This is a genomic window from Rhodanobacter sp. TND4EL1 (assembly GCF_054061035.1).
Genome location: NZ_JBSSDT010000002.1, coordinates 212043 through 237476, shown reverse-complemented (window position 1 = coordinate 237476; position 25434 = coordinate 212043). Strand labels below are relative to the sequence as shown.

The 25434-nt window shown below is 65.2% G+C and carries 28 protein-coding genes, 1 tRNA gene and 1 other RNA gene; 18 read left to right on the top strand and 12 right to left on the bottom strand.

All coding sequences use genetic code 11. From position 1 onward, the window contains the following. Window positions 1-35: 35 nt before the first annotated feature. The 5 genes from mlaD to ACVWWQ_RS07720 all read right to left on the bottom strand — a co-directional run bounded on the left by mlaD (window position 36) and on the right by ACVWWQ_RS07720 (window position 4199). On the bottom strand, window positions 36-887 hold the full coding sequence (gene mlaD / locus ACVWWQ_RS07740) for an outer membrane lipid asymmetry maintenance protein MlaD (RefSeq protein WP_099652759.1): 852 nt from the start codon (window positions 885-887) through the stop codon (window positions 36-38). A gap of 52 nt (window positions 888-939) precedes the next feature. Continuing rightward, window positions 940-1716, bottom strand: a complete 777-nt coding sequence (gene mlaE, locus ACVWWQ_RS07735; protein ID WP_099652760.1) for a lipid asymmetry maintenance ABC transporter permease subunit MlaE — start codon at window positions 1714-1716, stop codon at window positions 940-942. Next, a complete protein-coding gene (locus ACVWWQ_RS07730) occupies window positions 1713-2549 on the bottom strand; it encodes an ATP-binding cassette domain-containing protein (protein ID WP_099653350.1) in 837 nt (278 codons plus the stop codon). The genes mlaE and ACVWWQ_RS07730 overlap by 4 nt, the downstream gene beginning before the upstream one ends. A 75-nt stretch (window positions 2550-2624) precedes the next feature. After that, on the bottom strand, window positions 2625-3254 hold the full coding sequence (gene gmk / locus ACVWWQ_RS07725) for a guanylate kinase (RefSeq protein WP_457383352.1): 630 nt from the start codon (window positions 3252-3254) through the stop codon (window positions 2625-2627). 84 nt (window positions 3255-3338) lie between these two features. After that, window positions 3339-4199 carry a YicC/YloC family endoribonuclease gene (locus ACVWWQ_RS07720; RefSeq protein ID WP_099652762.1) on the bottom strand — a complete coding sequence of 287 codons (861 nt, stop codon included), beginning with the start codon at window positions 4197-4199 and terminating at the stop codon, window positions 3339-3341. Between the two features lie 91 nt (window positions 4200-4290). Here ACVWWQ_RS07720 and rph point away from each other — a divergent pair, with 91 nt between their 5' ends. From rph to cydX, 10 genes are all read left to right on the top strand, one after another. Further along, the gene (gene rph / locus ACVWWQ_RS07715) at window positions 4291-5022 is read left to right on the top strand and encodes a ribonuclease PH (protein WP_099652763.1); all 732 of its coding nucleotides are present in this window, start codon (window positions 4291-4293) and stop codon (window positions 5020-5022) included. 6 nt (window positions 5023-5028) lie between these two features. Continuing rightward, window positions 5029-5628, top strand: a complete 600-nt coding sequence (gene rdgB / locus ACVWWQ_RS07710; protein ID WP_133948318.1) for an RdgB/HAM1 family non-canonical purine NTP pyrophosphatase — start codon at window positions 5029-5031, stop codon at window positions 5626-5628. Beyond that, complete coding sequence (gene hemW, locus ACVWWQ_RS07705) at window positions 5625-6791, top strand: radical SAM family heme chaperone HemW (RefSeq protein WP_133948320.1); 1167 nt, start codon at window positions 5625-5627, stop codon at window positions 6789-6791. The genes rdgB and hemW overlap by 4 nt, the downstream gene beginning before the upstream one ends. Before the next feature lie 76 nt (window positions 6792-6867). Next, window positions 6868-9279 (top strand): DUF1631 family protein, encoded by a 2412-nt coding sequence (locus ACVWWQ_RS07700; RefSeq protein WP_133948322.1) that lies wholly within the window; start codon window positions 6868-6870, stop codon window positions 9277-9279. Continuing rightward, window positions 9276-9623: a PilZ domain-containing protein gene (locus ACVWWQ_RS07695; RefSeq protein WP_099652767.1), complete on the top strand. Its 348-nt coding sequence runs from the start codon at window positions 9276-9278 to the stop codon at window positions 9621-9623. Before ACVWWQ_RS07700 ends, ACVWWQ_RS07695 begins: the two co-directional genes overlap by 4 nt. Window positions 9624-9762: 139 nt before the next feature. Beyond that, the gene (gene pepQ, locus ACVWWQ_RS07690) at window positions 9763-11079 is read left to right on the top strand and encodes a Xaa-Pro dipeptidase (protein WP_133948324.1); all 1317 of its coding nucleotides are present in this window, start codon (window positions 9763-9765) and stop codon (window positions 11077-11079) included. Between the two features lie 218 nt (window positions 11080-11297). Continuing rightward, window positions 11298-11528, top strand: a complete 231-nt coding sequence (gene cydP / locus ACVWWQ_RS07685) for a cytochrome oxidase putative small subunit CydP (protein ID WP_133948326.1) — start codon at window positions 11298-11300, stop codon at window positions 11526-11528. Beyond that, window positions 11525-13102, top strand: a complete 1578-nt coding sequence (locus tag ACVWWQ_RS07680) for a cytochrome ubiquinol oxidase subunit I (RefSeq protein WP_133948328.1) — start codon at window positions 11525-11527, stop codon at window positions 13100-13102. The genes cydP and ACVWWQ_RS07680 overlap by 4 nt, the downstream gene beginning before the upstream one ends. Before the next feature lie 104 nt (window positions 13103-13206). After that, entirely contained in the window at window positions 13207-14337 is a 1131-nt protein-coding gene (gene cydB / locus ACVWWQ_RS07675) for a cytochrome d ubiquinol oxidase subunit II (RefSeq protein WP_133948330.1), read from the top strand. Between the two features lie 15 nt (window positions 14338-14352). Next, window positions 14353-14496, top strand: a complete 144-nt coding sequence (gene cydX, locus ACVWWQ_RS07670; RefSeq protein ID WP_133948332.1) for a cytochrome bd-I oxidase subunit CydX — start codon at window positions 14353-14355, stop codon at window positions 14494-14496. Here cydX and ACVWWQ_RS07665 read toward each other — a convergent pair. After that, window positions 14493-15806 carry an aminopeptidase P N-terminal domain-containing protein gene (locus tag ACVWWQ_RS07665; RefSeq protein WP_133949327.1) on the bottom strand — a complete coding sequence of 438 codons (1314 nt, stop codon included), beginning with the start codon at window positions 15804-15806 and terminating at the stop codon, window positions 14493-14495. The genes cydX and ACVWWQ_RS07665 overlap by 4 nt on opposite strands. Window positions 15807-15829: 23 nt before the next feature. Continuing rightward, complete coding sequence (locus ACVWWQ_RS07660) at window positions 15830-16393, bottom strand: UPF0149 family protein (protein WP_133948334.1); 564 nt, start codon at window positions 16391-16393, stop codon at window positions 15830-15832. Between the two features lie 110 nt (window positions 16394-16503). Between ACVWWQ_RS07660 and ACVWWQ_RS07655 the strand changes: the two genes are divergently transcribed. From ACVWWQ_RS07655 to rpiA, 6 genes are all read left to right on the top strand, one after another. Beyond that, entirely contained in the window at window positions 16504-16743 is a 240-nt protein-coding gene (locus ACVWWQ_RS07655) for a TIGR02449 family protein (RefSeq protein WP_099652774.1), read from the top strand. Continuing rightward, a complete protein-coding gene (locus ACVWWQ_RS07650; protein WP_099652775.1) occupies window positions 16743-17057 on the top strand; it encodes a cell division protein ZapA in 315 nt (104 codons plus the stop codon). Before ACVWWQ_RS07655 ends, ACVWWQ_RS07650 begins: the two co-directional genes overlap by 1 nt. Before the next feature lie 67 nt (window positions 17058-17124). Next, a non-coding RNA gene (ssrS, locus tag ACVWWQ_RS07645) (6S RNA) lies at window positions 17125-17311 on the top strand. Between the two features lie 64 nt (window positions 17312-17375). Then, window positions 17376-17996 (top strand): 5-formyltetrahydrofolate cyclo-ligase, encoded by a 621-nt coding sequence (locus ACVWWQ_RS07640; protein ID WP_133948336.1) that lies wholly within the window; start codon window positions 17376-17378, stop codon window positions 17994-17996. A gap of 11 nt (window positions 17997-18007) precedes the next feature. After that, window positions 18008-18445 carry an EVE domain-containing protein gene (locus tag ACVWWQ_RS07635; RefSeq protein ID WP_208321593.1) on the top strand — a complete coding sequence of 146 codons (438 nt, stop codon included), beginning with the start codon at window positions 18008-18010 and terminating at the stop codon, window positions 18443-18445. Window positions 18446-18535: 90 nt separating this feature from the next. After that, window positions 18536-19177 carry a ribose-5-phosphate isomerase RpiA gene (rpiA, locus tag ACVWWQ_RS07630; RefSeq protein ID WP_099652778.1) on the top strand — a complete coding sequence of 214 codons (642 nt, stop codon included), beginning with the start codon at window positions 18536-18538 and terminating at the stop codon, window positions 19175-19177. A gap of 69 nt (window positions 19178-19246) precedes the next feature. Here the strand turns inward: rpiA and ACVWWQ_RS07625 are convergent, their stop codons facing one another. The 4 genes from ACVWWQ_RS07625 to rplM all read right to left on the bottom strand — a co-directional run bounded on the left by ACVWWQ_RS07625 (window position 19247) and on the right by rplM (window position 22301). After that, window positions 19247-21145 carry a chloride channel protein gene (locus tag ACVWWQ_RS07625; RefSeq protein ID WP_133948340.1) on the bottom strand — a complete coding sequence of 633 codons (1899 nt, stop codon included), beginning with the start codon at window positions 21143-21145 and terminating at the stop codon, window positions 19247-19249. A 184-nt stretch (window positions 21146-21329) separates the two neighbouring features. Then, a tRNA-Gln gene (locus ACVWWQ_RS07620) sits at window positions 21330-21403 on the bottom strand. A gap of 12 nt (window positions 21404-21415) precedes the next feature. Further along, complete coding sequence (gene rpsI / locus ACVWWQ_RS07615; RefSeq protein ID WP_099652780.1) at window positions 21416-21808, bottom strand: 30S ribosomal protein S9; 393 nt, start codon at window positions 21806-21808, stop codon at window positions 21416-21418. A gap of 64 nt (window positions 21809-21872) precedes the next feature. Then, on the bottom strand, window positions 21873-22301 hold the full coding sequence (rplM, locus tag ACVWWQ_RS07610) for a 50S ribosomal protein L13 (RefSeq protein WP_077440973.1): 429 nt from the start codon (window positions 22299-22301) through the stop codon (window positions 21873-21875). Window positions 22302-22430: 129 nt separating this feature from the next. Between rplM and ACVWWQ_RS07605 the strand changes: the two genes are divergently transcribed. Beyond that, the gene (locus ACVWWQ_RS07605; RefSeq protein ID WP_133948342.1) at window positions 22431-23654 is read left to right on the top strand and encodes a (Fe-S)-binding protein; all 1224 of its coding nucleotides are present in this window, start codon (window positions 22431-22433) and stop codon (window positions 23652-23654) included. Beyond that, complete coding sequence (gene coq7 / locus ACVWWQ_RS07600; RefSeq protein WP_099652781.1) at window positions 23651-24292, top strand: 2-polyprenyl-3-methyl-6-methoxy-1,4-benzoquinone monooxygenase; 642 nt, start codon at window positions 23651-23653, stop codon at window positions 24290-24292. Before ACVWWQ_RS07605 ends, coq7 begins: the two co-directional genes overlap by 4 nt. Window positions 24293-24383: 91 nt before the next feature. Here coq7 and speD read toward each other — a convergent pair whose 3' ends face one another. After that, window positions 24384-25169, bottom strand: coding sequence for an adenosylmethionine decarboxylase (gene speD, locus ACVWWQ_RS07595; protein WP_099652782.1), 786 nt, complete (start codon window positions 25167-25169; stop codon window positions 24384-24386). Window positions 25170-25434: the final 265 nt, after the last annotated feature.

Sequence of the window (25434 nt, the reverse complement as noted above, 5' to 3'; positions counted from 1 at the left end):
CGATACCGGCTCGTCGAGCCGACGGGGATGGCGGTTTACTTACTGCCGTTACCGGCATCTTTCTTGTCACCGGGCGAACCATTGACCAGGAACTTGCCGATTAGGTCCTCCAGCTGCATCGCGGACTGGGTGAGGATCATCTCGTCCCCTTCCTTGAGCGAATCGGGCGAGCCGCCTGGCTGGATCGCAACATACTGGGTACCGATCAAACCGCTGGTGAACACCGCAGCCGCCGAATCGTCGGGAATCGCGTTGTAGCGCTTGTCGATGGCCAGCACCACGTCGGCATTGAGCTTGACCGGATCGGCGCGCACCGATTGCACGCTGCCAATGACCACGCCGGCCATCTTCACCGGCGCCCCGACCGACAAGGTGCCCACATTGGTGAAGCTTGCCCTGACCGCATAGGTACCGCCCACGTTGTCGACCACGCCACCGGCGCCGAAGAATTTGCCCAGCATCTCTTCCAGCGGCTGCGTGGACTTGGTCCGGGCGAGCGTCCCGCCGCCGGCCACGGACTGCTTGGCATGGCCGTATTCGATACCCACGTACTGGTCGCCGAGCAGGCCGCTGGTGAAGATCGTCGCCACCGAGTCCTGCGGAATGTGGTTGTAATTCTTGTCGATCGACAGGGTCACGTCGGCCACGTCGTGATCGGCCTTCAAGGTGATCGACTGCACCTGGCCGACCCGGACGCCGGCAATCTTTACCGGAGCGCGCTCCTTCAACTGGCCGATGTTGGTGAACTGTGCCTGGACGGTATAGCTGTCGCCCTGGTGTACGTTCGCCACCGAACTGGTCTGGGTAGCCAGGTAAGCCAGGGCGGCAAAGCCCAGCACGATGAAAAGGCCGGTGCCGACGGCATAGGAACTTCTGGGTTGGCTCACGGCACGATCCTCGTTGGACGATGGGAAATAACGGTAATGGTCATGGCGACAGTCACATCAGGAAGGCGGTAAGCACGAAGTCCAGCGCCAGGATCGCGATGGACGAGGCCACCACGGTACGTGTGGTGGCGTAGGCCACGCCCTCGCTGGTCGGCTCGGTGGTGAAGCCCTGGAACACCGCTATCAGCGACACCACCGCACCGAAGGCCAGGCTCTTCAGCAGCACGCCGTTGACGATGTCGGTACGCACGTCGACCACCGCGGTCATGTTCGACCAGAAGGTGCCGTTGTCGATACCCAGCCAGGTCACGCCGACCAGATGGCCGCCGAACACCGCCATCGCACAGAACACGCAGCACAGCAGCGGCATCGCGATCAGGCCGGCCAGGAAACGCGGGGTGGCCACGTACGCAATCGGGTCGACCGCCATCATCTCCATCGCGGAAATCTGGTCGGTGGCACGCATCAGGCCGATCTCGGCGGTGATCGCGGTGCCGGCGCGGCCGGCGAACAGCAGTGCCGTCACCACCGGGCCCAGCTCGCGATACACCGATAGCGCCACCACCATGCCGCTGGCGGAAGTGCCACCGAAGATCGACAGCACGTGATACAGCTGCAGCATCAGCACCATGCCCACGAACAGGCCGCAGACCATGATGATGGTCAGGCTCATCGCGCCGACAAACCACAGCTGGCGGATGGTTTCACGCACGTAACGGAAGCTGCGCGGAATCGCCGCCAGCAGGGTCAGCAGAAACAGCCCGCTGGCGCCGATCTGCGCCAGCGACCGGACTACCACGTTGTTGCTTTGTGGCCCGCGCGCCGTCATTTCGTCGCTCCGGCCAGGCCAAGCGCACGGGCGTAATCATCGGCGGGGTACTGGAAAGGCACCGGTCCGTCCGCTTCACCACCGAAAAACTGGCGCGTCCACGCCGAGCCGTCATCCGCGATGGTTTTCGGATCGCCCTGCGCCACCACCTTGCCGTTGGCGATCAGGAACACGTGGTCGGCCACGCGCTTGATCGCCTCCAGTTCGTGTGCCACCAGCACACTGGTGATGCCCAGCGTCTGGTTGAGCGTGCGGATGAGTTTCAGCACCTGGTTCAGCGCCACCGGGTCCAGCCCGACGAACGGTTCGTCATACAGGATCAGCATCGGATCGAACACGATGGCCCGCGCCAGCGCCACCCGCCGCGCCATGCCCCCGGACAGCTCGTTCGGACTGAGCCTCGCGGCACCACGCAAACCGACCGCCTGCAGTTTCAGCAGCACCAGGTCGCGAATCAGCACCTCCGGCAATTTCGTATGTTGGCGCAACGGGAACGCCACGTTCTCGAACACGTCGAAGTCGGTCAGCAACGCGGAATTCTGGAACAGGTAGCCGATCCCCTCGCGCATCTTGTACAGCTGCTCGCGCGACAACTCGGCCACATTCTGGCCATTGACGTGGATGCTTCCGGCGTCGGCACGCATCTGCCCGGTGATGTGCTTGAGCAGGGTGGTCTTGCCGGTACCACTGGGACCCATGATCGCGGTGATCTTGCCGCGCGGAATGTCCATGTCCAGCGCGTCGAAGATGGTCTTGCCGTTGAGCACCGTGGTCAGGCCACGGATCCGCACCAGGGTGGGGTCGTCGAGTGTGGCGCTAACGGGGTCGGTCATGGGCGGCAAAAGGGCGGTGAAAGAGCGCACAAGGTAGCCCAAGCGTGGTCCGAAGACCATGCAACGGCGCGCGGATCAGGCGCCGGGAGCAAGCAATTCGGCTATCAGGGCTTCATGCCGATGCCACTGCAGGGCACTGCGCAGGCGTACCGCGCGCACGATCGCCTGCAGTTCGGCCAGCGCATCGTCGAACACGTCGTTGACCAGGATGTAATCGAAGTCGTGGGCGTGTTCAATCTCCCCGCGCGAATTGCGCAGGCGCCGCTCGATCACTTCGGGCGCATCGGATCCACGCCCGCGCAGGCGTCGTTCAAGCTCCGCACGCGACGGCGGCAGGATGAACACGCTGACGCAATCGGGCTTGCTGCGACGGATCTGCTCGGCACCCTGCCAGTCGATTTCCAGCAATACGTCGCGCCCCTGTCCGAGCAACTCCCGCACGGTGGTGCGCGAGGTGCCGTAAAGGTTGCCGTGCACCTCGGCGTGCTCCAGAAAGATGCCCTCGGCGACCTCGCGCTCGAACTCGGCGCGCTCGACGAAGTAGTAATGCCGCCCGTAGGTTTCACCCGGGCGCGGCGGTCGCGTGGTGTGCGATACCGACAGCGATATCGCCGGCTCGCGCTCCAGCAGCGCATTGACCAGGGTGGACTTGCCGGCACCCGAAGGCGCGGCAACCACAAACAAGGTGCCCGCTTCAATCGACATAAAGATGCGCAGCTCGTTTGCCCCCTCTCCCTACCGGGAGAGGGTTGGGGTGAGGGGCCACGGTTGGCGCGGAACGTATCGTCTTCATTCGATGTTCTGCACCTGTTCGCGCATCTGTTCGATCAGCACCTTCAGCTCGACCGCCGCATTGGTGCTGCGCGCATCGACCGACTTGGAACCCAGCGTGTTCGCCTCGCGGTTGAATTCTTGCATCAGGAAATCCAGCCGGCGCCCGACCGGCTCCTTCAGACCCAGCACGCGACGGGTCTCGGTGATGTGGGTACTGAGGCGGTCGAGCTCTTCGTCGACATCGGTGCGGGTGATCTGCAGCACCAGCTCCTGTTCCAGCCGACCCGGTTCGACCGGCTGCTTGAGATCGGCCAGACGGGTTTCCAATCGGGCGCGCAACGCGGCGCGGATCTCCGGCATCCAGCCGCGTACCTCGGCGACCACCCGCTCAATCGCATCCAGCTTGTCGCGCAGGATCTGGCCGAGTTTCCCGCCTTCGCGTTCACGCGTGGCGGTGAGTGCGTCCAGCGCGCGGTCCAGCACGTCGAACAACGCAGCCTGCTGCGTTTCCGGATCGGTTTCAGCCTGCTGCAGCACGCCCGGAAAGCGCAGCAACTCGGTGAATTCCACGCGCAGACCGGGGAAACGCGAAGTCAGCCCCAGGTGCAGGCTGGCCATCTGGCTCAGCAAAGCGTCGTTGACCTGCAACGAAGCGCTGCGCGCCTCGCCGGTGCGCCGCACGGTGAGGTCCAGCTTGCCGCGCGACAGCTTCGCCGCCACCCGCTCGCGCAATTGCGATTCGAACGCGCGCAAGTCGTCCGGCAAGCGCGGGCTCAGCTCCAGGTAGCGATGGTTCACCGTGCGCAGCTCGCAGCCGAGCGTACCGGCGGGGCCGGTGGTTTCGGCGCTGGCATAGGCCGTCATGCTGCGGATCATCGGCGCGTTCCGGACGTGGGGAAAGGACGCAATGGTAAACTCTCCGATCCCTGCTTGCCCAATCCGGCCAAGCGACGCCAGGACTTGCCCCATGAATTCCCCCACCCGCCCCAGCGGCCGCGCCAGCGACCAGCTGCGCGCCGTCAGCATCGAACGCCATTACACCCGCCACGCCGAAGGCTCGGTACTGGTGAGTTTCGGCGACACCCGCGTGCTGTGCACCGCCAGCATTGAAGACCGCGCCCCGGCCTGGCTGCGCGGCAAGGGCGAGGGTTGGATCACCGCCGAATACGGCATGTTGCCGCGCGCCACCAACACCCGCATGCAGCGTGAAGCCGCACGTGGTGGCCAGGGCGGCCGCACCATGGAAATCCAGCGTCTGATCGGCCGCAGCCTGCGCGCCTGCATCAATCGGCAGGCACTGGGCGAGCGCGTGATCACGCTGGACTGCGACGTGTTGCAGGCCGATGGCGGCACACGCACCGCCGCGATCACCGGCGCCTATGTGGCCCTGGTCGATGCGGTGAACCTGTTGATGAAGCGCGAGAACCTCAAACGCAACCCGGTCGTCGGTGCCATCGCCGCAGTCTCGGTCGGCATCTACAAGGGCGAGCCGGTGCTCGACCTCGACTACGCCGAGGACTCCGACTGCGACACCGACATGAATGTGGTGATGAACGACGGCGGCGGCTTCATCGAGGTGCAGGGCACCGCCGAAGGCCATGCATTCCGCCGCGACGAGATGGATGCGATGCTGGCGCTGGCCGGCAAAGGCATCGGCGAACTGGTGGCGGCGCAGCGCGCAGCGCTGGCACAGGGCTGAGCCACGATGTCGCGCATCGTCCTGGCCAGCAGCAACCCCGGCAAGCTGAAGGAATTCGGTGCGCTGTTGGCCGACAGCGGCCTCGAGGTGATTCCCCAGGCCAGCCTGGGCATCACGGACGCCGAAGAAACCGGCCTCACCTTCGTCGAGAACGCCCTGCTCAAGGCGCGCCACGCCGCGCAAGCCAGCGGCCTGCCTGCGCTGGCCGACGATTCAGGCCTGTGCGTGGATCACCTCAATGGCGCGCCCGGCCTGTACTCGGCGCGCTACAGCGGCAGCCACGGCGACGCCGCGGCGAACAACGCGAAGCTGCTGCAAGAACTCGACGGCGTACCGACCGAACGACGCGGCGCGTTCTTCATCTGCGTGCTGGTGCTGCTGCAGCACCCCGACGACCCGGCCCCGCTGATCGCTGAAGCGCGCTGGCATGGCCGCATTCTTGCCGAAGGTCGCGGCACGGGCGGCTTCGGCTACAACCCGGTGTTCCTGCCCGAAGGCTACGCGCAGAGCGTCGCCGAGATGGACGAGGCACTCAAGAATCGCCTGAGCCACCGCGGCCAGGCGCTGGTGAAGCTGCGCGAACGGCTGAGCGAAAGGCGCGGATGAGCCTCGTCGCGCCACCGCTGTCGCTGTACATCCACATGCCGTGGTGCGTGAAGAAGTGCCCGTATTGCGACTTCAACTCGCACGGCTTGCGCAGCGAGCCGCCACCCTACGCCGACTACATCGACCATCTGCTGGCCGATCTGGACGCCGACCGGACCGACTTCGGCGTGGCACTCGACGGTCGTCCGGTCGTCTCCATCTTCTTCGGCGGCGGCACGCCCAGCCTGTTTTCGGCGGAACTGATCGCCCGCCTGCTCGACGGCGTGCGCGAACGCCTGCCGCTGCGCACCGACGCCGAGATCACCCTGGAAACCAACCCCGGCACAGTCGAGCACGGTCGTTTCGACGGCTATCTGGCCGCCGGGGTCAACCGCATCTCGTTCGGCGTGCAGAGTTTCGACGACGACAAGCTCAGGCGGCTGGGCCGGATCCATTCGGCCGGCGAAGCGGAGTCCGCAGTGAAGTCCGCGCAGGACGCCGGTTACACCAATATCAACCTGGACCTGATGTACGCGCTGCCGCAACAGCAGCTGGACGGCGCACTGGCCGACGTCGAACGCGCGATCGCGCTGGCACCGACGCATATCTCGCACTACCAGTTGACGCTGGAACCGAACACCGCGTTCGCCGCCAATCCACCGCCACTGCCCGACGACGATCACGCATGGTCGATGCAGGAAGCCTGCGAGGCCCGACTGGCCAGCGCCGGCTATGGCCAGTACGAAATCTCGGCTTATGCCCAGGCGGGAAAGCGTTGCGCGCACAACCTCAACTATTGGCAATTTGGCGACTATCTGGGCATCGGTGCGGGCGCCCACGGCAAGCTCAGCAACGCCGCAAACGGACAGATCCGCCGCCGCTGGAAAACGCGCGGCCCGCGCGGCTACATGGAAGCGGCCGGCGGCGCCAGCCGGATCGGTGGGGACCAAGTGGTCAGCGCCAGTGAGCTCCCGTTCGAGTACATGCTCAACGCGCTGCGCCTGATCGATGGCGTGCCGGCAAGCGCCTTTGCCGAACGCACCGGGCTGTCGCCGGAACGCATCGCCGCCGGGATCACCCTGGCCCGCTCGCGCGGCTGGTTGCACGATGATCCGGCCCGGCTGCACACCACCGAGCTGGGCCAGCGATTCCTGAATGACGTGATCGCCAGCTTCCTTGACTGAAACACGATCCGGCCAGATGGCATAGCCGTGGCAACCGGCATAGACTTGCTGCTCCGGGGGAATTCACAGGCACATCATGGATGTGGGACAAGACCGACGTCACTCGTCTGCGCCGCGTCAGAGCGGCCGGATGAACAGCGCGCGCCTGCCTGCGCGCGCGCAGCGCCTGCTCGAAACCAGCTATACGCTTTGCGTGGAGGGGTTGCAGGAGCCGTTGCGGCGCTTCCTTGGGGAACTCGAAAAGCAGCTTTTCGCGATGGCCGAGCGTGCCCACAGCGCCGCGGTGCAACAGGACTGCTTCGCCAGTCGACAACGACTGCTGCAGGGTCGCTCAGCGTTTGCCCAGCGATTCATGGAATGCCTGGGCGTTGCTATCGAACAGATCGGCGACGACAACTCTGCGCCCAAGCCTTCGGACAGCGAGGGAATGCTCTGGCAATCGCTTGAACTGGTTGACCCCGGCGAGCAGGAAGTATCGATGCTGCTGGAGCAACTGGGTGCCCGCGGCGAGGTGCGCCACAGCAATGCGTTGTACGAACTTGGCTATCGCCTGGCCGTGTTGATCGGCGCACCGCCGCTGGAAGGCCAGGCCTTGCCGGTCGGCCCGCACGCGCTGGCCACGGCGTGTCGTGCAGCCAGCAGCGAACTCGAATTGCCGCTCAAACATCAATTGCTGCTGCTGCAGCACTTCGACCAGTGGGTGATCCAGTCGCTTGGAGCGCTGTACGACAACATCAACGCGCAGCTCAAGGACGACGGCATCCTGCCACAGTTGCGCAGCATCCCGATTCCGCGACATATCGGCAAACGGCCCCGCACCGTGGTGGCGAGCAGCGAGGCGGCTGGCGACGCGGCGGTGGCCACGTCGACCGCCACCCCCGCCGCCCATGCCGCCACGGGCAGCCCGGGCGCACCGATCGAAGTCCTGGAATCGCTGCGCGACCTGCTGGCGCAACAACGCGCCATGCAGGGCGGCCTCAGCGGAAGCGCCGGCGGCCGTGCCGCCAGCGAGGATGAACTCCAGTCGGCATTGGGTGCCCTGCAACAGCATCTTGCCCAGGTCACCGACCAGGCCAGTCGTGAACTGCGCAGTGCCGCGCGCCTGCGCGAGGAGCTGGTCGCCCAGCTCAATTTCGGCAAACCCGTCGGTACTCCGCGCACCCAGCTCAGCGACGAGCAAGGCGACACGGTGGAACTCGTCGCGCGGCTGTTTGAGCAGCTCGGTCACCAACTGCAGCAAGGCGGCAACGCCAGCAACCTGCTGACCGACCTGCAACTGCCGGTCTTGCGCATGGCGGTGGCTGACCACGGCTTCTTCGAAAAGCGCGAGCATCCTGCCCGGCGCCTGCTGGACACGGTCACCGCCGCGGCAAACGACTGGCTCGACGGCAGCGACGACGAAAGCAACCGCCCACTGGCGACCAAGCTGGAGCAGCTGGTCAGCCGTGCCAATCAGGAAGCACCCAGCGCCGGCCTTTACACCACGCTGCTGGCGGATATCGAACATCACCTGGGGTTGCTGACCCGCAAGGCGCAGGCCGCCGAACGACGCCACGTCGAAGCCGCGCAAGGTCGCGAGCGGCTTGATCAGGCTCGCCACCGCGCCGGCGAACTGATGGCTGCGCGTTTCGCCCAATCGCCGCCGCGCGGCCTGCTGCGCGCGTTGCTCGACCGTGCCTGGTCGGATGTGCTGGCGCTGACCCTGCTGCGCCACGGCGAAGAAAGCGATGCCTTCCGCGCGCAACTGAAGATCACGGACCAGTTGCTCGGCCGCCTGCCGGTCAACGACCGTCTGCATCTGCAGACGGAAGTGGAATCCGGGCTGCAGCAGATCGGCATGCACGCCGAGGAGGCGGTGCAGGTAGCCCAGCGCTTGCTGGGTGCGGGCACGCCGGACCCTTCCGTGGACCTGCCCAGTGCCACGGATCTGGCGCTGCGTCTCAAACAGCATCAGCGTCTTGGCGAGCAGCAATCCAGCCACGACTCCCCAGCAAGTCCGGCTGGCGCGCGTACGCCTCCCGCGGCGGTAGTCCCGATACCCGCCATGCGCAAGAGCGCCGTCGCACCGGACAGTCGCGCCGAGCGAGCACCGGCAGTCGCAGCGCCATCAGCAACGACATCCGCGCCCGTTGCGTCGACAGCCGCCCCCGGCGTACCGGCGAACGACCCCCGCGCAACACGCATCGAACAGCACCTCAAGGAATTGCCGTTCGGCAGCTGGTTCGAGTTCATCGATCCGGCCAATGGGCAGCTCTCCCGTCGCAAGCTGGCCTGGTATTCGCCCATGTCCGGGCGTTGTCTGCTGGTCAGTCGGCGCGGCCAGCGTGGCGAGGAAATGACCCTGGCGCAGCTTGCCCACGAAGTTGCCAGTGGCCGCGTCTGCGAAGTACCGGCCCAGCCCGACAGCCTGCTGGATCGCGCGTGGCGCAGCCTGACCGGCAGCCTGCAGCCGCGCCGCAGCGCACCGACCGAAGGCGGCCGTCCATGAGCACCAGCAACCAGCGGCGCGCCGAGCGCAAGCGTACGTCGGTCAACGCGATCGTGACCGACGTGATCAGCGGCCTGCCCATCGGCCACCTCGGCAATCTTTCCAGCACCGGCATGTTGCTGATCAGTGCCCAGGCACCGCGCAGCGAGGCGCTGTATCAGGTCAGCATGACCCTGCCCGGCTCGGGCCGGATGCTGACCCAGTCGCAACCGATCGAGGTCGGCATTCAGGAGCAGTGGCATGAACCGGCCGCCAGTTCCGGACAGATCTGGGCTGGCTACCGCATCGTGGCGATCACCGACGGCGACGCGGCACGCCTGGAGAGTTGGCTGGCGCAAGCCTGATTCCGACTGGAAGTCATGGCGCCGCGGCGTCATCATGGCGGTCTGCCTTGCCCCATCCCCGTTCACCACGGGCCGTTCCGGGCTCGCTGCCGCGTGCCTGCCATCGGCAGAGGAACCGTCCGTCGCCGCAGGAGTCTCCATGCCCGACCAACTCGCCTCGCTGTATCCGCAGCACCTTGCCACCGTCATCGAACACGCCGACCGTGCGCTTGAACGCGGCGGCTTCGATCATCTGCTGATTGCCGCCGGCATGCCGGCGGTCAAGTTTCTCGACGACAACCACTACCCGTATGCCGTGAGCCCGGCATTCAAGCACTGGCTGCCGCTGACGCGCGCTCCCGGCAGCTGGATCGCCTACACGCCGGGTGCCAGGCCGAAGTTGATCTTCCTGCAGCCCCGCGATTACTGGCACGTCGTACCGGATGCTCCCAGTGGCTACTGGGTCGATGCATTCGAGATCGTGATCGCCCGGACCGCCGAAGACGCCATTGCCCAACTGCCCAAAGGGCATTGCGCGGTGATCGCCGAACCGACGGCTTGCCTCGCGAACCTCGAGGCCAACAATCCCGAAGCGGTACTGGATTACCTGCATTACCACCGCGCGTACAAGACGCCGTACGAGCTGGCATTGATGCGCGAAGCCAGCCGCATCGGCACTCGCGCCCACCGCGCGGCCGAGCGGGCGTTCCGCATGGGCGAGAGCGAACTGGGCATCCATCAGGCCTATCTGGCCGCCGCCGGACTGATCGACGCCGAACTGCCCTACTCCAGCATCGTGGCTTTGAACGAGCATGGTGCCGTGCTGCACTACATGGACTTCACCCGCGTCCCGCCGACCCCGGCACGCTCACTGTTGATTGATGCCGGCGCCAGCGCCTCGGGCTATGCCAGCGACATCACGCGCACCCATGCGGCGACGGATGCCGGTGAGTTCCAGGCACTGATCGACGCCATGGATGCGAACCAGCAAAGCCAGGTGGCGATGGTGCGCAGCGGCCGCAGCTATGCCGAGCTGCACCTGCATGCGCACCAGCAGCTGGCGGTGCTGCTGAAAGAACACGGTTTCATCCGGATGGAGGCCGACTCGGCGGTCGAGAGTGGCGTGACACGCGCCTTCTTCCCGCATGGGCTGGGGCATTCCATCGGCCTGCAGGTACACGACGTGGGCGGCTTCGCGAAGGATGATCGTGGCCACACGGTCCCCCGACCAGACGGCCATCCGTTCCTGCGCATGACCCGTACGTTGGAGCCGGGCATGGTGGTGACGATCGAGCCAGGCCTGTACTTCATCGACATGCTGCTGGCCGAATTGCGCGACAAACCGTTTGCCGTCGACATCGACTGGGCCACGGTCGAGCGCTTCCGTCAGTACGGCGGCATCCGCATCGAAGACGACGTGGCGTGCACCACCGACGCGCCGGAAAACCTCACGCGCGACGCATTTGCCTTGATCTGACCCGGCTGGCGGTGGCAAGGGCGACGCCTGCGGCAGCCACTGGATGTCTTGATGCCCTGTCGCCCCAGCCAGGCTCCAGCGCACGCGCCTTCGGAGTCGCATCCACGACGCCAGCCGGCATGCCCGATGTCGGCTGGCCTTCACTGCGACATTCGTCCACACCGTGACAACGTCTGCGCGGCGTATGCTGCCTGGCAGGTTATGCCGGGTTATGTCCCATGTCCCGCTCCTCAGTCCCCAATGATCCATCCAGAACCTTCAGTGCGCCGCGGCGACCGCTGCGCCGGCTGACGCTTGAGTTGTTCGGCGTCATCGCCTTGAAGGTCGTGGCGCTGACGCTGATCTGGTGGGTGGTGTTCGCGCCCCAGCCGAAGCCCGACATCAGTGCGGGCGCGATCGCGGATCGACTAGCGCCCTCTGCCCATGCCACGCCGGAAGCTCGCCCATGATCATCGACGCCGATGTCGTCACGCTGTCGCGCCTGCAGTTCGCGCTGACCGCGCTGTACCACTTCCTGTTCGTGCCGCTGACGCTGGGCCTGGTGTGGATGCTGGCGATCATGGAAAGCGTCTACGTGATGACCGGGCGCGAAGTGTGGAAGCGCATGGTGCAGTTCTGGGGCGTGCTGTTCGGCATCAACTTCGCGATGGGCGTGGCCACCGGCGTGACGATGGAATTCCAGTTCGGCATGAACTGGGCTTACTACTCGCACTTCGTGGGCGACATCTTCGGTGCGCCACTGGCGATCGAAGGGCTGATGGCGTTCTTCCTTGAAGCCACGCTGGTCGGCGTGTTTTTCATGGGTTGGGATCGCATCTCGCGAATCAAGCATCTGCTGGTGACCTGGTTCCTGGCGCTGGGCACCAGCCTGTCAGCGCTGTGGATCCTGGTGGCGAATGCCTGGATGCAACACCCGGTGGGTTCCGAATTCAACCCGGAGACCATGCGCATGGAGGTCACCTCGTTCTCCGAGGTGTTCTTCAATCCGGTGGCGCAGGACAAGTTCGTGCATACGGTCAGCGCCGGCTACGTGCTCGGTGCGATGTTCGTGCTGTCGATCAGCGCGTGGTACCTGCTGCGCGGGCGCAACGTGGATTTTGCCAAGCGCTCGATGACGGTGGCGGCGAGTTTCGGCCTGGCCGCCGCCCTGTCGGTGGTGGTGCTTGGTGATGCCTCTGGCTACACCGTGTCACTGAACCAGAAGATGAAGATGGCCGCGATCGAGGCGATGTGGCACACCGAGCCGGCCCCCGCCTCGTTCACCGTGTTCGGCATCCCCGACGTGCAGCAGCGCAAGACCCACTTCGCGGTGAAGATTCCCTGGGTGATGGGGTTGATCGGCACCCATTCGATCGATGAAACCATGCCGGGCATCGCGGAACTGGTGGATGCCGCCAAGGGACGCATCGGCAACGGCATCCACGCCTACGACGCAATGCTGATGCTGCGCCAGGACAAGGACAACGCCCAGGCGAAAGCCACCCTCGCGGCGCACGACAAGGATCTGGGTTACGCCCTGCTGCTGAAGAAGTACGTGGACGATCCGCGCCAGGCCACGCCGGCGGATATCCAGAGGGCAGCCGACTCGACGATACCGAACGTGCCAGTGCTGTTCTGGGCGTTCCGCATCATGGTCGGCTGCGGTTTCTATTTCATCGCGCTGTTCGCGTTCTCCTTCTGGAAGGCGAGCACGCGTCAGCTGGACAGCCAGCGCTGGTACCTGCGCCTGGCGTTGTGGAGTCTGCCACTGCCGTGGATCGCCATCGAACTGGGCTGGATCGTGGCCGAGTACGGCCGGCAGCCGTGGGCGATCGAGGGCGTGCTGCCCACCGCACTGGGCGTGTCGTCGGTCAGCAGCAGCCAGGTGCTGACTTCGCTGGGCGGCTTCATTTTCTTCTACACCGCACTCGCCGTGATCGATGTGTTCCTGATGCTGAAGTTCACCCGCAAGGGACCGGACGGCCTGGGCATCTGGCCGACGGGTTCCCCGGGCATGCCTTCGCCGGGCAACGGACAGAACTGATGGCAGACTTTCCTGGGAGCACGTTCCGATGAGCATCGCGGCAAGCACCGGCCTTTCACCTCAAGCCTCTCTCTGCGGGGGAGAAGCGGCAAAGGAAGCATGCGATGTTTGATTACGAGAGCCTGCGGGTGATCTGGTGGGCCATCCTGGGCACGCTGTTGATCGGCTTCGCCATCATGGATGGCTTCGATTTCGGCGTGGCTGGCTTGCTGAAGCTACTTGGCCGCAACAACGAGGAACGGCTGGTGCTGCTCGAAGGCATCGAGCCGACCTGGGAAGGCAACCAGGTGTGGTTCATCGTGGCCGGCGGCGCGACTTTCGCCGCCTGGCCAATGCTGTACGCTGCGTCGTTCTCGGGCATGTACATGGCGATTGCGCTGGTGCTGCTGGCGCTGATCCTGCGTCCGGTCGGCTTCAATTTCCGCGGCAAGATCCACGACCCGCGTTGGGCGTCGCTGTGGGACTGGGTCCTCAGTGCGTCCGGTCTGGTGGTGATGCTGGTCGCCGGGGTGGCCTTCGGCAACCTGTTCCTCGGCTTGCCATTCCGCTTCGACGACGATTTGCGGATGAGCTGGCAGGGCGGGTTCTTCGATCTGCTGCATCCGTTCGCGCTGTTGTGCGGGCTGGTCTCACTGGGCATGTTGCTGGCACACGGTGCCTGCTTCGCCGCCATGAAGGCCGACCACGCGATTGCCGCACGCGCGGTGACGATTGCACGCTGGACCACCCTGCTGTTCGCCGTGTTGTATGTGTTGGCCGGAGTCTGGCTGGCCTGGGGCGTTCCGGGCTATGCGATCGCCGGACCGGTGGTGACGGATGGCCCGGCCAATCCGCTGTTCAAGCAGGTGGCCATTGGAGGCAGCTGGTTCGCCGGCTACATGCAGTACCCGTGGTTCTGGACCGCGCCGCTGCTGGCACTGGCCTCCGCGGTGGGCGTGCAGGCGCTGGTGGGCCGACGCAGCGTGGCCGGCCTCGTCGCCAGCAGCCTGATGGTCGGCAGCACGATCGCATCGGCCGGGTTTGCCTTGTTCCCGTTCCTGCTGCCGTCCAGCCTGGACCCGCGTTCCAGCCTCACGGTGTGGGATGCCTCGTCCAGTCGCGGCACCTTGTGGCTGATGTTGCTGGCTACCGCGGCATTGCTGCCGATCGTGATTCTCTATACCAGCTGGGTCTACCGGGTGATGCGCGGCCGGGTGACGCTGGACCAGGTGCGCAAGGCGCACGGTGGCTACTGAAAGGAGCGCAACGTCATGTGGTACTTCTCATGGATTCTCGGGCTGGGCCTGGCATGCGCCTTCGCCATCCTCAACGCGATGTGGTACGAGGTGCATGCCACCGACGAAGCCCATCGCCGGCGCACCGATGCGGGGAAACCGCCGGACGAGCTGACCTAGCGCGCGGCCAGCAGGGCCTCGATTTCTTCGGCCTGTCGCGGCATGGCCGCCGTCAGCACCTCATGGCCATCGCGGGTGACTGCCACGTCGTCCTCGATGCGGATGCCGATACCGCGCCAGCGCTCGGCCACCGACCGGTCGTCCGGCGCCACGTACAAGCCCGGCTCCACGGTCAGCACCATGCCCGGCTCGAGCAGGCGCGATTCGCCGTCGACCCGATAGTCGCCCACGTCGTGTACATCCAGCCCCAGCCAGTGACCGGTCTTGGCCGGGAAGAATCGCTTGTAGCTTTCATCGGCCACCGCCGCGTCCGCGTCGCCCTTGAGCAGACCCAGCTCGCACAGGCCTTCGGTCAGCACGCGCACCGCCGTGAAATGCGCCGCGTTGAAGGGCCGACCCGGCTGCACCTCGTCGATCGCCGCCAGTTGCGCGGCCAGCACCACTTCGTAAAGCGCCCGCTGCTCACGGCTGTAGCGCCCGCTGACCGGAAACGTGCGACTGATGTCGGAGGCGTAACAGTCCCATTCGGCGCCGGCATCGATCAGCAACAGATCGCCATCCCGAAGGCGGGCGCGATTGTTCTGGTAATGCATGACACAGGCGTTGGCTCCGCCGGCGACAATCGGCACGAAGGCGGGTACCGCGCCGCGGCTGCGTACCATTCGCAGCAATTCGGCCTCCACTTCGTACTCGTGCCGGCCGGCGACGGCCACCCGCAACGCGGCCAGATGTGCGTCCACCGCGACCGCGGCCGAGGCGCGCATCAGACGCAGTTCGGCCCGTGATTTGTACAGGCGCAAATCGTGCAGCAGATGGCCGAGTGCCACGAACTCCTTCGGTACCACGCCGCCGCCACGCAGCTGGCGCAGGCGGCGCATCCAGCCCAGCAATTGCGCGTCGAACTGCGGCTCGCGCCCGAAGTGGCAATAGACGCGCGCCCGGCCTTCGATCATGCCGGGCAGGATGTCGTCGATATCCTCGATCGGAAAAGCATCGTCCATGCCGTAGGCGGCCACCGCCTGCTCGGTGCCGATCGTGTGGCCATGCCAGCGCTCGCGCTCGACGTCGCGCTCACGGCAGAACAGCACCACTTCGCCATGCCGCCGCCCAGGCAGCAACGCCAATATGGCATCGCTTTCGGGGAAGCCGGCAAGATAGTGGAAATCCGAATCCTGCCGGTATGGCCATGCGGCATCCGCGTTGCGCATGCGTTCGGGCGCCGCGGCGACCAGCAGCACCGCATCCTCCCCGGCCATCTTCATCAGCTGGCCGCGTCGACGGGCAAACTCTTCGGGCGCGATGCCGGGCATCGCCGGACCGGATTCGGTGGAACTCAATGCACGCTGCCGCTGGTTGCCGGGTCCTGCCGATTGCATTCGGTGTAGAGCAGCAGCGCGCCGACCCGGACGAATTCCTGCACCTCGATCAGCGCATCCTCGTCTTCGTCCTCGTTGTCGAAATCAAACGACGATGCGGCGATCGTGCCCAGGTCGCGCAAGATCTCCTGCGCCTCTTCCGACAACGAGGCATGCGCCGCAGTGCCGCCCAGGCCGAATCCGCCGAGGAAACCCCGGCACCATTCGACCAGCGCGTCAGCACGCTCGGTGAGCGGCCGATCGTCCTCCGGCAACAGCGGCTCGAAACCCAGCTCGGCATCGGCCAGTTCGCTTTCGCACTGACGGGTGAGTCGCTGCAGCAGAGCCAGATCGTCGGCGGATGGATTCGTCGCCTCGCCATCCAGCTGCAGCGCCGCGAGCACGTTGCCGCCGGTCAGCGAGGCGCCACCGGCCAGATAGCCGCACAGCGAACCGTGCAGTTCGCTGGCTTCGGTGCCCAGCCGCAGGCGCATGATCAATGCATCGATGTCATCGTGGCCGATCGCCCCGGTAGCCGTCATGACAGTGCTCCTTCGCAAGAATGTCGCCCAGTTTAATGCACCGGACGGCGCCTCCGGAGTGCGTCGACCGGCTCGCAGTTTTCGATCGACGTCCTGCTATAGTTTCGGGCATGAGCACGCCTGACCCCGCCCAGTCCGACCCGGTCCACCAGCAACTGGCCGACCTGACCCGGCACCTCGATCGACTGCTGGAAACCGTGCGTCGGCTGAACGAGGAAAACCGCAGCCTGCGTCAGAGCCAGGAGCAGTTGTCCGGCGAGCGCGCCGGCCTGATGGCGCGCAACGAGCAGGCCCGCAGCCGCGTCGAAGCGATGATCCAGCGCCTGAAATCGCTCGAGAGCAACGGCTGATGAATACACCCGCCAATGAACCGGTCGCACTGCGGCTGATGGATCGCGAATTCCTGATTGCCTGCGCACCGGAAGAGCGCGACGGGCTGCTCGATGCCGCCGGCTTTCTCGACCGCAAGATGCGTGAGCTCCGAGCCAATGCGAAGGCTCCCAGCTTCGAGCGACTCGCCGTGCTGGCCGCCATCAGCGTGGCTCACGAGTTTCTCAACCTGCGCAAGCAGCACGAAGGCCAGGAACAACGGTTTTGCAACGGACTGGCCAGTCTGCAACGCAAGCTTGACGAAGCCTTCGAGCACGAGCTCGTCAAACGCTGAACGGCGCAGCGATATTTGTGCACCGCCAGTGGCGCATTCCGGGCCAAGCGCCTAAAATGAAACCCGGCGTTTTCTGCGATGTGCGCCAGCACACTCTTACATTTGCCTTGTTCCTACATACGGCCCCGGGTCGGCTTCACATCGGTTGTTGCGCATGTCCGCCGCGTGCGGAAAGCCTTTAGACCATGTAGCCCTCCCACCTGATCCATCTTGGATCAAGGTCGTTCGGTGGGCAGCGGCATCGCGGTTGACGCCACTTTCTTTTTTCGCCCCGTTCGTCATGTCGCACGGGGTGACCTCGCCGGAGCCGCTCGCCACGTGGACGTCAACGCCCAACGCCGCGATCTGCGCCAGCAGCTGGCCGCACGTCGACGGGCCCTGCCGCCTGCAGAGCGCATCGCCGCTGCCCAAGGCCTGCGCCGCAGCCTCGACCAGCTACCCGAATACCTCACCGATGCTCGCGTAGCCGGCTACTGGGCCAGCCACGGCGAGCTTCCGTTGAATCTGGTGATCCCGCCGCTGGCCACCCGCGGCCAGCAGTTCCTGCTACCGGTGATTGGCGCCCACAGGCAATTGCGCTTCGCCGCGTGGAACGCGGGCGACGACGTGCTGCCGAACCGTTTCGGCATTCCCGAACCGGCCGAGCCCGGCGAGCTGCTGGAACCGTTCCAGATTGACCTGGTGCTGGTGCCGCTGCTGGGCTTCGATCGTCGCGGCAACCGCCTGGGACATGGCGGTGGCTACTACGACCGCAGCTTCGCCTTTCTCAACGAACAGATCCGCCCCACCGAACCGCTGCTGGTCGGCGTTGCCTACGCGTTCCAGGAAGTGGACCTCCTCAAGGAGGAGCCATGGGATGTCCCACTGGATTTCATCGCCACCGATCGTGAATTGATCGATTGCACCATGCCCCATCCCGAGCCGGAGCAGACCGCGTGAACCACTGGCTGATGAAATCCGAGCCCGATGCCTTCTCGATCGACGATCTCAAGCGCAAGAAGCAGGAAGCGTGGGACGGTGTGCGCAACTATCAGGCGCGCAATTTCATGCGCGACGGAATGCGCCCGGGAGACAAGGTGTTTTTCTATCACTCGAACTGCAATCCCCCCGGGATCGTCGGCATCGCCGAAGTGGCCACCGATGCCTACCCGGACCCCAGTCAGTTCGATCCGAAGAGCAAATATTTCGATCCGGGCAGTTCGCGCGACAAGCCGCGCTGGATGCTGGTCGACGTGAAATTCGTCAAGAAGTTGAAGCGCACGATCAGTCTGGACGAACTGAAGGGTCAGGAGGCGTTGTCCGATATGCCGCTGTTGCGCAAGGGCAACCGGTTGTCGGTGATGCCCGTCGACGCGGTCCACTGGAAGTACATCCTCGGCCTCGAATAGACCCGTCCCGTTGCGCGAGCGCACCGGCTGCTCGCCTACACACGAAGGCGGACCGCCGCCATAATGCGGTTTTCACCGGAACGCATCCCCATGAGCAACGCAAACGAAAAGCGCCAGGCCGGCGAAGCCGCGATCCGCTATGTCGAGGACGGCGCGATCGTCGGAGTCGGCACTGGCTCCACCGTCGCGTTCTTCATCGATGCCCTGGCCGACCTGAAGGATCGCATCCAGGGCGCGGTCTCCAGCTCGGAACAATCCACCGCGCAACTGAAGAAGCTCGGCATCCCGGTACTCGACCTCAACGCCGCCGGCCCGCTGACGATCTACATCGACGGTGCCGATGAGTGCGACCCCTCCAGACGCCTGATCAAGGGCGGTGGCGCCGCGCTGACCCGGGAGAAGATCGTGGCCGCAGCCAGCGAGAAGTTCGTCTGCATCATCGATTCCAGCAAGCGGGTCGACCTGCTCGGCAAGTTCCCGGTGCCGATCGAGGTGATCCCGATGGCGCGCAGCCTGATCGGTCGCGAGATCGTCAAGCGCGGCGGCAACCCGGTATGGCGCGATGGCGTGGTTACTGACAACGGCAACTGGATCATCGATGTGCATGGCTGGCAGATCGTCGATCCGGCCGCCCTGGAAAGCGAGTTGAACCAGCTGCCCGGGATCGTCACCGTGGGCCTGTTCGCCCAGCGACCCGCCGACGTGGTGCTGATCGGCGACCGCGAGATGTAACCCGGTGAACCCCTGACCCGGAAAAACAGAACGGCCCGCATGGGCCGTTTTGCTTTTCGGGCAGCTGGCTTACTGCGCCGGCCGCGGCTTCAATCCGTCGCGAAAACGCAGATGGCGCGAGGAATGCCGCGCTTCGCGCAAGCGTCTCGCGTGGGCCGCAAGAATGTCGCCGCGGGTGATGATGCCGACCAGCTGGTGCGGGTCGTCCTTGCTCACCACCACCAACCGACCCACGCTCTCGGCCACCATGTGATCAGCCGCCTCGCGCAGCGAATGGGTTTCGCTCACGGCGATCGGCGCCCGCGTCAACAGCTCACCCAGGCTCAGCGTGTAATGCCACTGCGGATCCAGCAGGCTGCGCCGGGTCAACACCCCGCGCACGCGTCGATGTTCATCCAGCACCGGATAGCCCTGATGCTGCGTATGTTCGTTGTCCTCGGCCAGCCAGCGGCGCACTTCAGCCAGGGTCTGCGCACTGTCCAGAGTCACCACGTCACGGGTGCAGGCCTCACCCACACCGACCTGGTCGAGATAATCGGCCACATATTCCGACGGCACCCGCACCCCTCGGCGCACGATCTTCTCGGTCATGATGGTGTTGCGCATCATCAGGGCCGAGATCAGATAGGCCGCCGTGCAGCCTCCCAGCAAGGGCAGCAGACCGGCGGGCTGGCCCGTGGTCTCGAAGGCGAACACCACGGCCGTCAGCAGCGCACGGGACGCGCCCGCAAAGATCGCGGCCATGCCCACCAGCGCGGCAATGCGCGGATCCACCCCGAACTGCGGCGCGACCGCGGCAATGCCGACGCCGACCAGTGCGCCCAGCGCGCCGCCGATGGTGAACAGCGGGGCCAGCGTACCGCCCGAGGTACCGCTGCCCAGCGCAATCGACCAGGAGATGAATTTCATCACGCACAGGAAGGCCAGGGCCGTGAGAGTGAGCTTGCCGTTGAGGATGTCCTCGATGTTGGTGTAGCCCACACCCAGCGTCAGCGGCGCAAAGTAACCCACCACGCCGACCACCACGCCGCCAATCGCCGGCCACCACATCCAGTGCACCGGAAGCTTCTCGAACAGGTCTTCGATGCCGTAGACGATGCGCGTGGTCCACACGCTGACGACGCCGATCAATGCACCAAGCAACACATAGACGACCAGCGCCACGCCACCCGGCGCGGCCATGGCGCCCATTTCGAACACCGGGGTCGAGCCCACCAGCAGGTAACGCACGCCGGTCGAGGCGACGCAGGCCAAAGCCACCGGAATCAGTGACCGCGGGCGAAGCTCGAACAACAGCAGCTCGACCGCCAGCACCACGGCCGCGATCGGTGCCGAGAATACCGCCGCCATGCCGGCGGCTGCACCGGCGGCCAGCAGCACCTTGCGCTCGCTGCCGGTCACCTTCAGCACCTGGCCGATGAACGAGCCCAGCGCACCGCCGGTCGCGATGATCGGGCCCTCCGCACCGAACGGACCACCGGTACCGATCGCGATCGCCGAGGAGATCGGCTTCAGGAAGGTGATCCGCGGCGGGATCTTCGACTCGTTCAGCAGCACCTGTTCCATCGCCTCGGGAATGCCGTGACCGCGAATGGCGCGCGAACCCCAGCGCGCCATCACGCCGACGATCAGACCGCCGACCACCGGCACCAGCACCACCCACCAGCCCAGGTGGGGCACGGCGTCGGCCGGTGACGAGAAGGCGGTCGACCAGCGCCCATAAAAGGCCAGATTCGTCACCACACCGATCAACGCCGTCAGCAGGCGGGCGATCAATGCTGCCAGCACGCCCAGCACGATCGATACCGCGGTAATCCGCAGCACGCGCCGGTCGACCAGGGTCGAGCGCCGCGGCATGCGCGCTGCGTCCAGAGTCATGCCCATCGTCGGTGCCAGCGGCAAGGCGTCGGTGCTGCCTTCAACACGCACCGCCGGGCGGCCGGGCTCGTTTTCGCTTCCCACCGTCATCTGGCCACTCACGAGCTCAAAAGCGGGAATTTTACTCTGCTGCACCGCAAAACCGAAGGGCACACAGCCCGGCGAAACGCCGAAAGATTCTGCGACCCCCAGTCGTCGCCCACGAAAAAGCCCGCCTTGATGGCGGGCTTTTCGGCCGAACTGCGACGCGTCTCGCGTGCAGCGGCATTTGTATTGGCAGCCCCGGATGGATTCGAACCACCGATGCCTGAGTCAGAGTCAGGTGCCTTACCGCTTGGCGACGGGGCTGTAGAACTGAGTTTAGCGCTTGGAGAACTGGGTTGCGCGACGTGCCTTGTGCAGACCGACCTTCTTGCGCTCGACCTCACGGGCGTCGCGGGTCACGAATCCAGCCTTGCGCAGCGGCGACTTCAGGCTTTCATCGTATTCGACCAGCGCGCGGGCGATGCCCAGGCGGATCGCGCCGGCCTGACCGGTGATGCCGCCACCGGCGACCGTCACGTTGATGTCGAACTTGTCGGTGTTCTCGGTCAGCTCAAGCGGCTGACGCACGATCATGCAGGAGGTCTCGCGGCCGAAAAACGCCTCGAGCGACTTGCCGTTGACGACGATTTCGCCCTTGCCCTTGCGCAGGAACACGCGAGCGGCGGAGGTCTTGCGGCGGCCGGTGCCGTAATTCTGCTGGATAGCCATGATGATTTGCTCTTGTTTCAAAGATCCGCACAAGGACGTGCGGGCTCTTGCGAGGAAGTCGCTTTTACAGCTCCAGCGCCTGCGGCTGCTGTGCGGTATGCGGATGCTCGGCGCCGCCGTAGACCTTGAGCTTGCGATACATCTCGCGGCCCAGCGGGTTCTTCGGCAGCATGCCCTTGACGGCGATCTCGATCACGCGCTCCGGGTAGGTCGCCAGCAGATCCTTCAGACTGGTGGTCTTCAGGTTGCCGATGTAACCGGTGAAGCGGTGATACTTCTTGTCGTCCAGCTTGGCACCGGTGACGGCCACCTTCTGAGCATTGATCACGACGATATAATCGCCGGTGTCGCAATGCGGGGTGTATTCCGGCTTGTGCTTGCCGCGCAGACGACGGGCGATTTCAGTCGACAGGCGACCGAGCGTCTTGTTTGTGGCGTCAACCACGAACCAGTCGCGCTTGACGTTGTCTGCATTGGCGCTAAACGTTTTCATTTCAGAATACCTGTTTGCCGCCGTGAGGCGGTACGCGTAATCGGTGGACCAAAGGCGCGAGATGATAGCGGAGCCTTCATCCATGGCGCAAGCCCATCGACCGGCGGGCTGTGAGCTGGCAATGATAGCATGACCACCATGCCGCTTGAAAAGACCCCCCTGCACACGAACGCAGGCCGCATCGCCGAGCTGGCCGATCAATGCGTGCAGTGCGGCCTGTGCCTGCCGACATGCCCCACCTATTCGCTGGACCGGAACGAGGCCGAATCGCCGCGCGGGCGTATCGCGATCGCCTCGGCGCTGGCCCGCGGGCTGGTCGATCCCACCGCGGAGCTGCGCGAGCATCTGGATCACTGCCTGGGCTGCCTGAACTGCGAGTCGGTCTGTCCGGCGCATGTGCAGTATGGCGAATTGCTGATCGAAACCCGCGCACTGCTCGGCCCCGCCCCGACGCGCCCGGTCGCGTTATTGGGGTTGATCAAGCGCCCAGCGGTGCTGCGCCGGCTGCGGACACTCGCCAGTTGGGGCGGCCTGTTCCGCTGGAAGCACGCACTGGCGCGGCACATGCGCCCCGCGTCGCCGTGGCGGGCGGCACTGCTCAACCTGCCGGCGACACGCCCCTCCAGCGCAACGGCTCGTTCCAGCACCATGACACCCGGGCAAACCCGGCTTGCACTCTTCCCCGGCTGCGTGGCCAGCGTCGAGGACGCCCAGGCCCAACACGCCGCGGTGCGCCTGCTTGAAGCCGCCGGATTTGCCGTGACGGTGTTGCCTGCCTTTTGCTGCGGAGCGATGGATCTGCACGACGGCGCCGCGGGCGTGGCCGAGCGCGCCGCCGACGAGATTCGCCAGGCATGGACGGCCAGCGGTGCCAGCCAGTTGATTTCCGTCACGCCCGGCTGCCTTGGCACGCTGCGCCGCGCGTTGCCCGGCGTGAGCGTGGTCGATCCGGTGGAACTGTTGTCCGCACGCGCCGACGCGCTGCGCTTTCAGCCGCTGCCACATCGGGTGGCGCTGCACCTGCCCTGCACTCAGCGCAACGTGGCGCGCAGCGAGCATGCATTGCTGCAGTTGCTGCAGCGCGTACCCGGCCTCACGGTTGCGCCGGTGCCGCGACCACCGCATTGCTGTGGCGCAGCGGGCAGCCATCTGCTGGAATTCCCCGAGCGCGCCAGCACATGGCGCGACCAGACCCTGGAGCAAGTTGCGATACTCGACCCCGAACGCCTGCTCTCGTCCAACATCGGCTGCCGGCTGCATCTGGCCGCGGGTATCGACGCGCAGGGACTGGACTGGAAGACGCAACACCCACTGACACTGCTGGCCGATCAATTGCTGGAGGAAAACGCATGAGTATCCGCACCCTGAGCCGTCTCGACCGCGTCCTGGCCGGCTGCGAGCGTGCCCTGGAAGCGATTGGCGGCACCCCGTCGGCACAACGTCCGTCGCCCTCGGCAAGCATGGCCGAGGGCGAACTCGACGACACCGGACGACGCCATGCGGCCGGGCTGATGCGCATCAACCACACGGGGGAAGTCTGCGCCCAGGCGCTGTATCTCGGCCAGGCCGCGCTGGCGCGCGATGCGGACAACCGCCGGCACCTGCTGCATGCGGCCGCCGAGGAAACCGATCATCTGGCCTGGTGTGCCGAACGCCTGCAGCAACTGGACAGTCGCCCCAGCCTGCTCAATCCGCTGTGGTATGTCGGCAGCTACGTCATCGGCGCAGCGGCGGCGCTGGCCGGCGATCCGCTCAGCCTGGGTTTCGTGGTCGAGACCGAGCGCCAGGTGGAGGCTCATCTGGCCGATCATCTGGAGCAGTTGCCGGCGCAGGATGAACGCTCCCGAGCAGTACTGACCCAGATGCAGGCCGATGAGATCCGCCACGCGCAGGCCGCGCAGCAGCGTGGCGGCATCGACCTGCCGTTTCCCTTGCCGCAGCTGATGCACGCCAGCTCGCTGGTGATGAAGACCGTCGCCTACCGCGTGTAGGAGCGCTGTGCGCGATCTGTATTTGGCACGAAGAGGAGCATCGCGCACAGGTGCGCTCCTGCAAAAAACCCGCCTTTCGGCGGGTTTTTCGTCACATCAGGTTGCGACCGTGGAACAGTTCCTCGATCTCGCGCCTGAGCAGCGATTCGATGCGCTGACGCTCCTTGAACGAAAGGTCGTCGGCATGTGACTCGAACAAATAGGTGTCGAGGTCGAAGTCCTTGATGTGCATCTTCGTGTGGAACATGTTTTCCTGGTACACGTTGACGTCGAACATCTCGTACTTCTGACGGATGTGCCGCGCCAGGTAATCCTGCACCGAGTTGATCTTGTGGTCGATGAAGTGCTTCTTGCCCTTCACGTCGCGGGTGAAGCCGCGTACGCGGTAATCGCAGACCACGATGTCCGACTCGAAGCTGTCGATCAGGTAGTTCAATGCCTTCAACGGTGAAATCACGCCGCAGGTAGCCACGTCGATGTCCGCACGGAACGTGGCGATGCCGTTGTGCGGATGCGTCTCCGGGTAGGTATGGACGGTGATGTGGCTCTTGTCCATGTGCGCAACGACCGCGCCGGCGATCGAGTCGCGGCCCAGCTTCTCGACCACCGGCTCCTCGGAGATCAGGATCGTCACCGAGGCACCCTGCGGGTCGTAGTCCTGGCGGGCCACGTTGAGGATGTTGGCGCCGATGATCTCGGCCACGTCGGTGAGGATCTGGGTCAAACGGTCCGCGTCGTACTGTTCATCGATATACTCGATGTAGCGGCGACGCTGATCTTCCGACACTGCATAGCAGATGTCGTAGATGTTGAAGCTCAATGCCTTGGTCAGGTTGTTGAAACCCTGCAGGCGAAGACGGGGGAGTGGCTTGACCACGGGCGGCGCTCCATGACCGGATGACGGTCAACATCAGAGGCGGGTTAGCAACAAGGGTCCCCGCGGTATGGGTTGGAGTACAGACAGGTGTCTGCACGACCCTTGTGTACGGCAGCAACGGACTCGTTGCCGTCGAAAGACCGCGAATTATGCGGCAAATGGAATGGAATTTGAACCGGTCGACAATCCGCAACTTTGTCATGACGCCCAAGCCTGTCATGATGTCTTCACGGACGTGTACGAAACGTGGCCATGATGCCCGGCG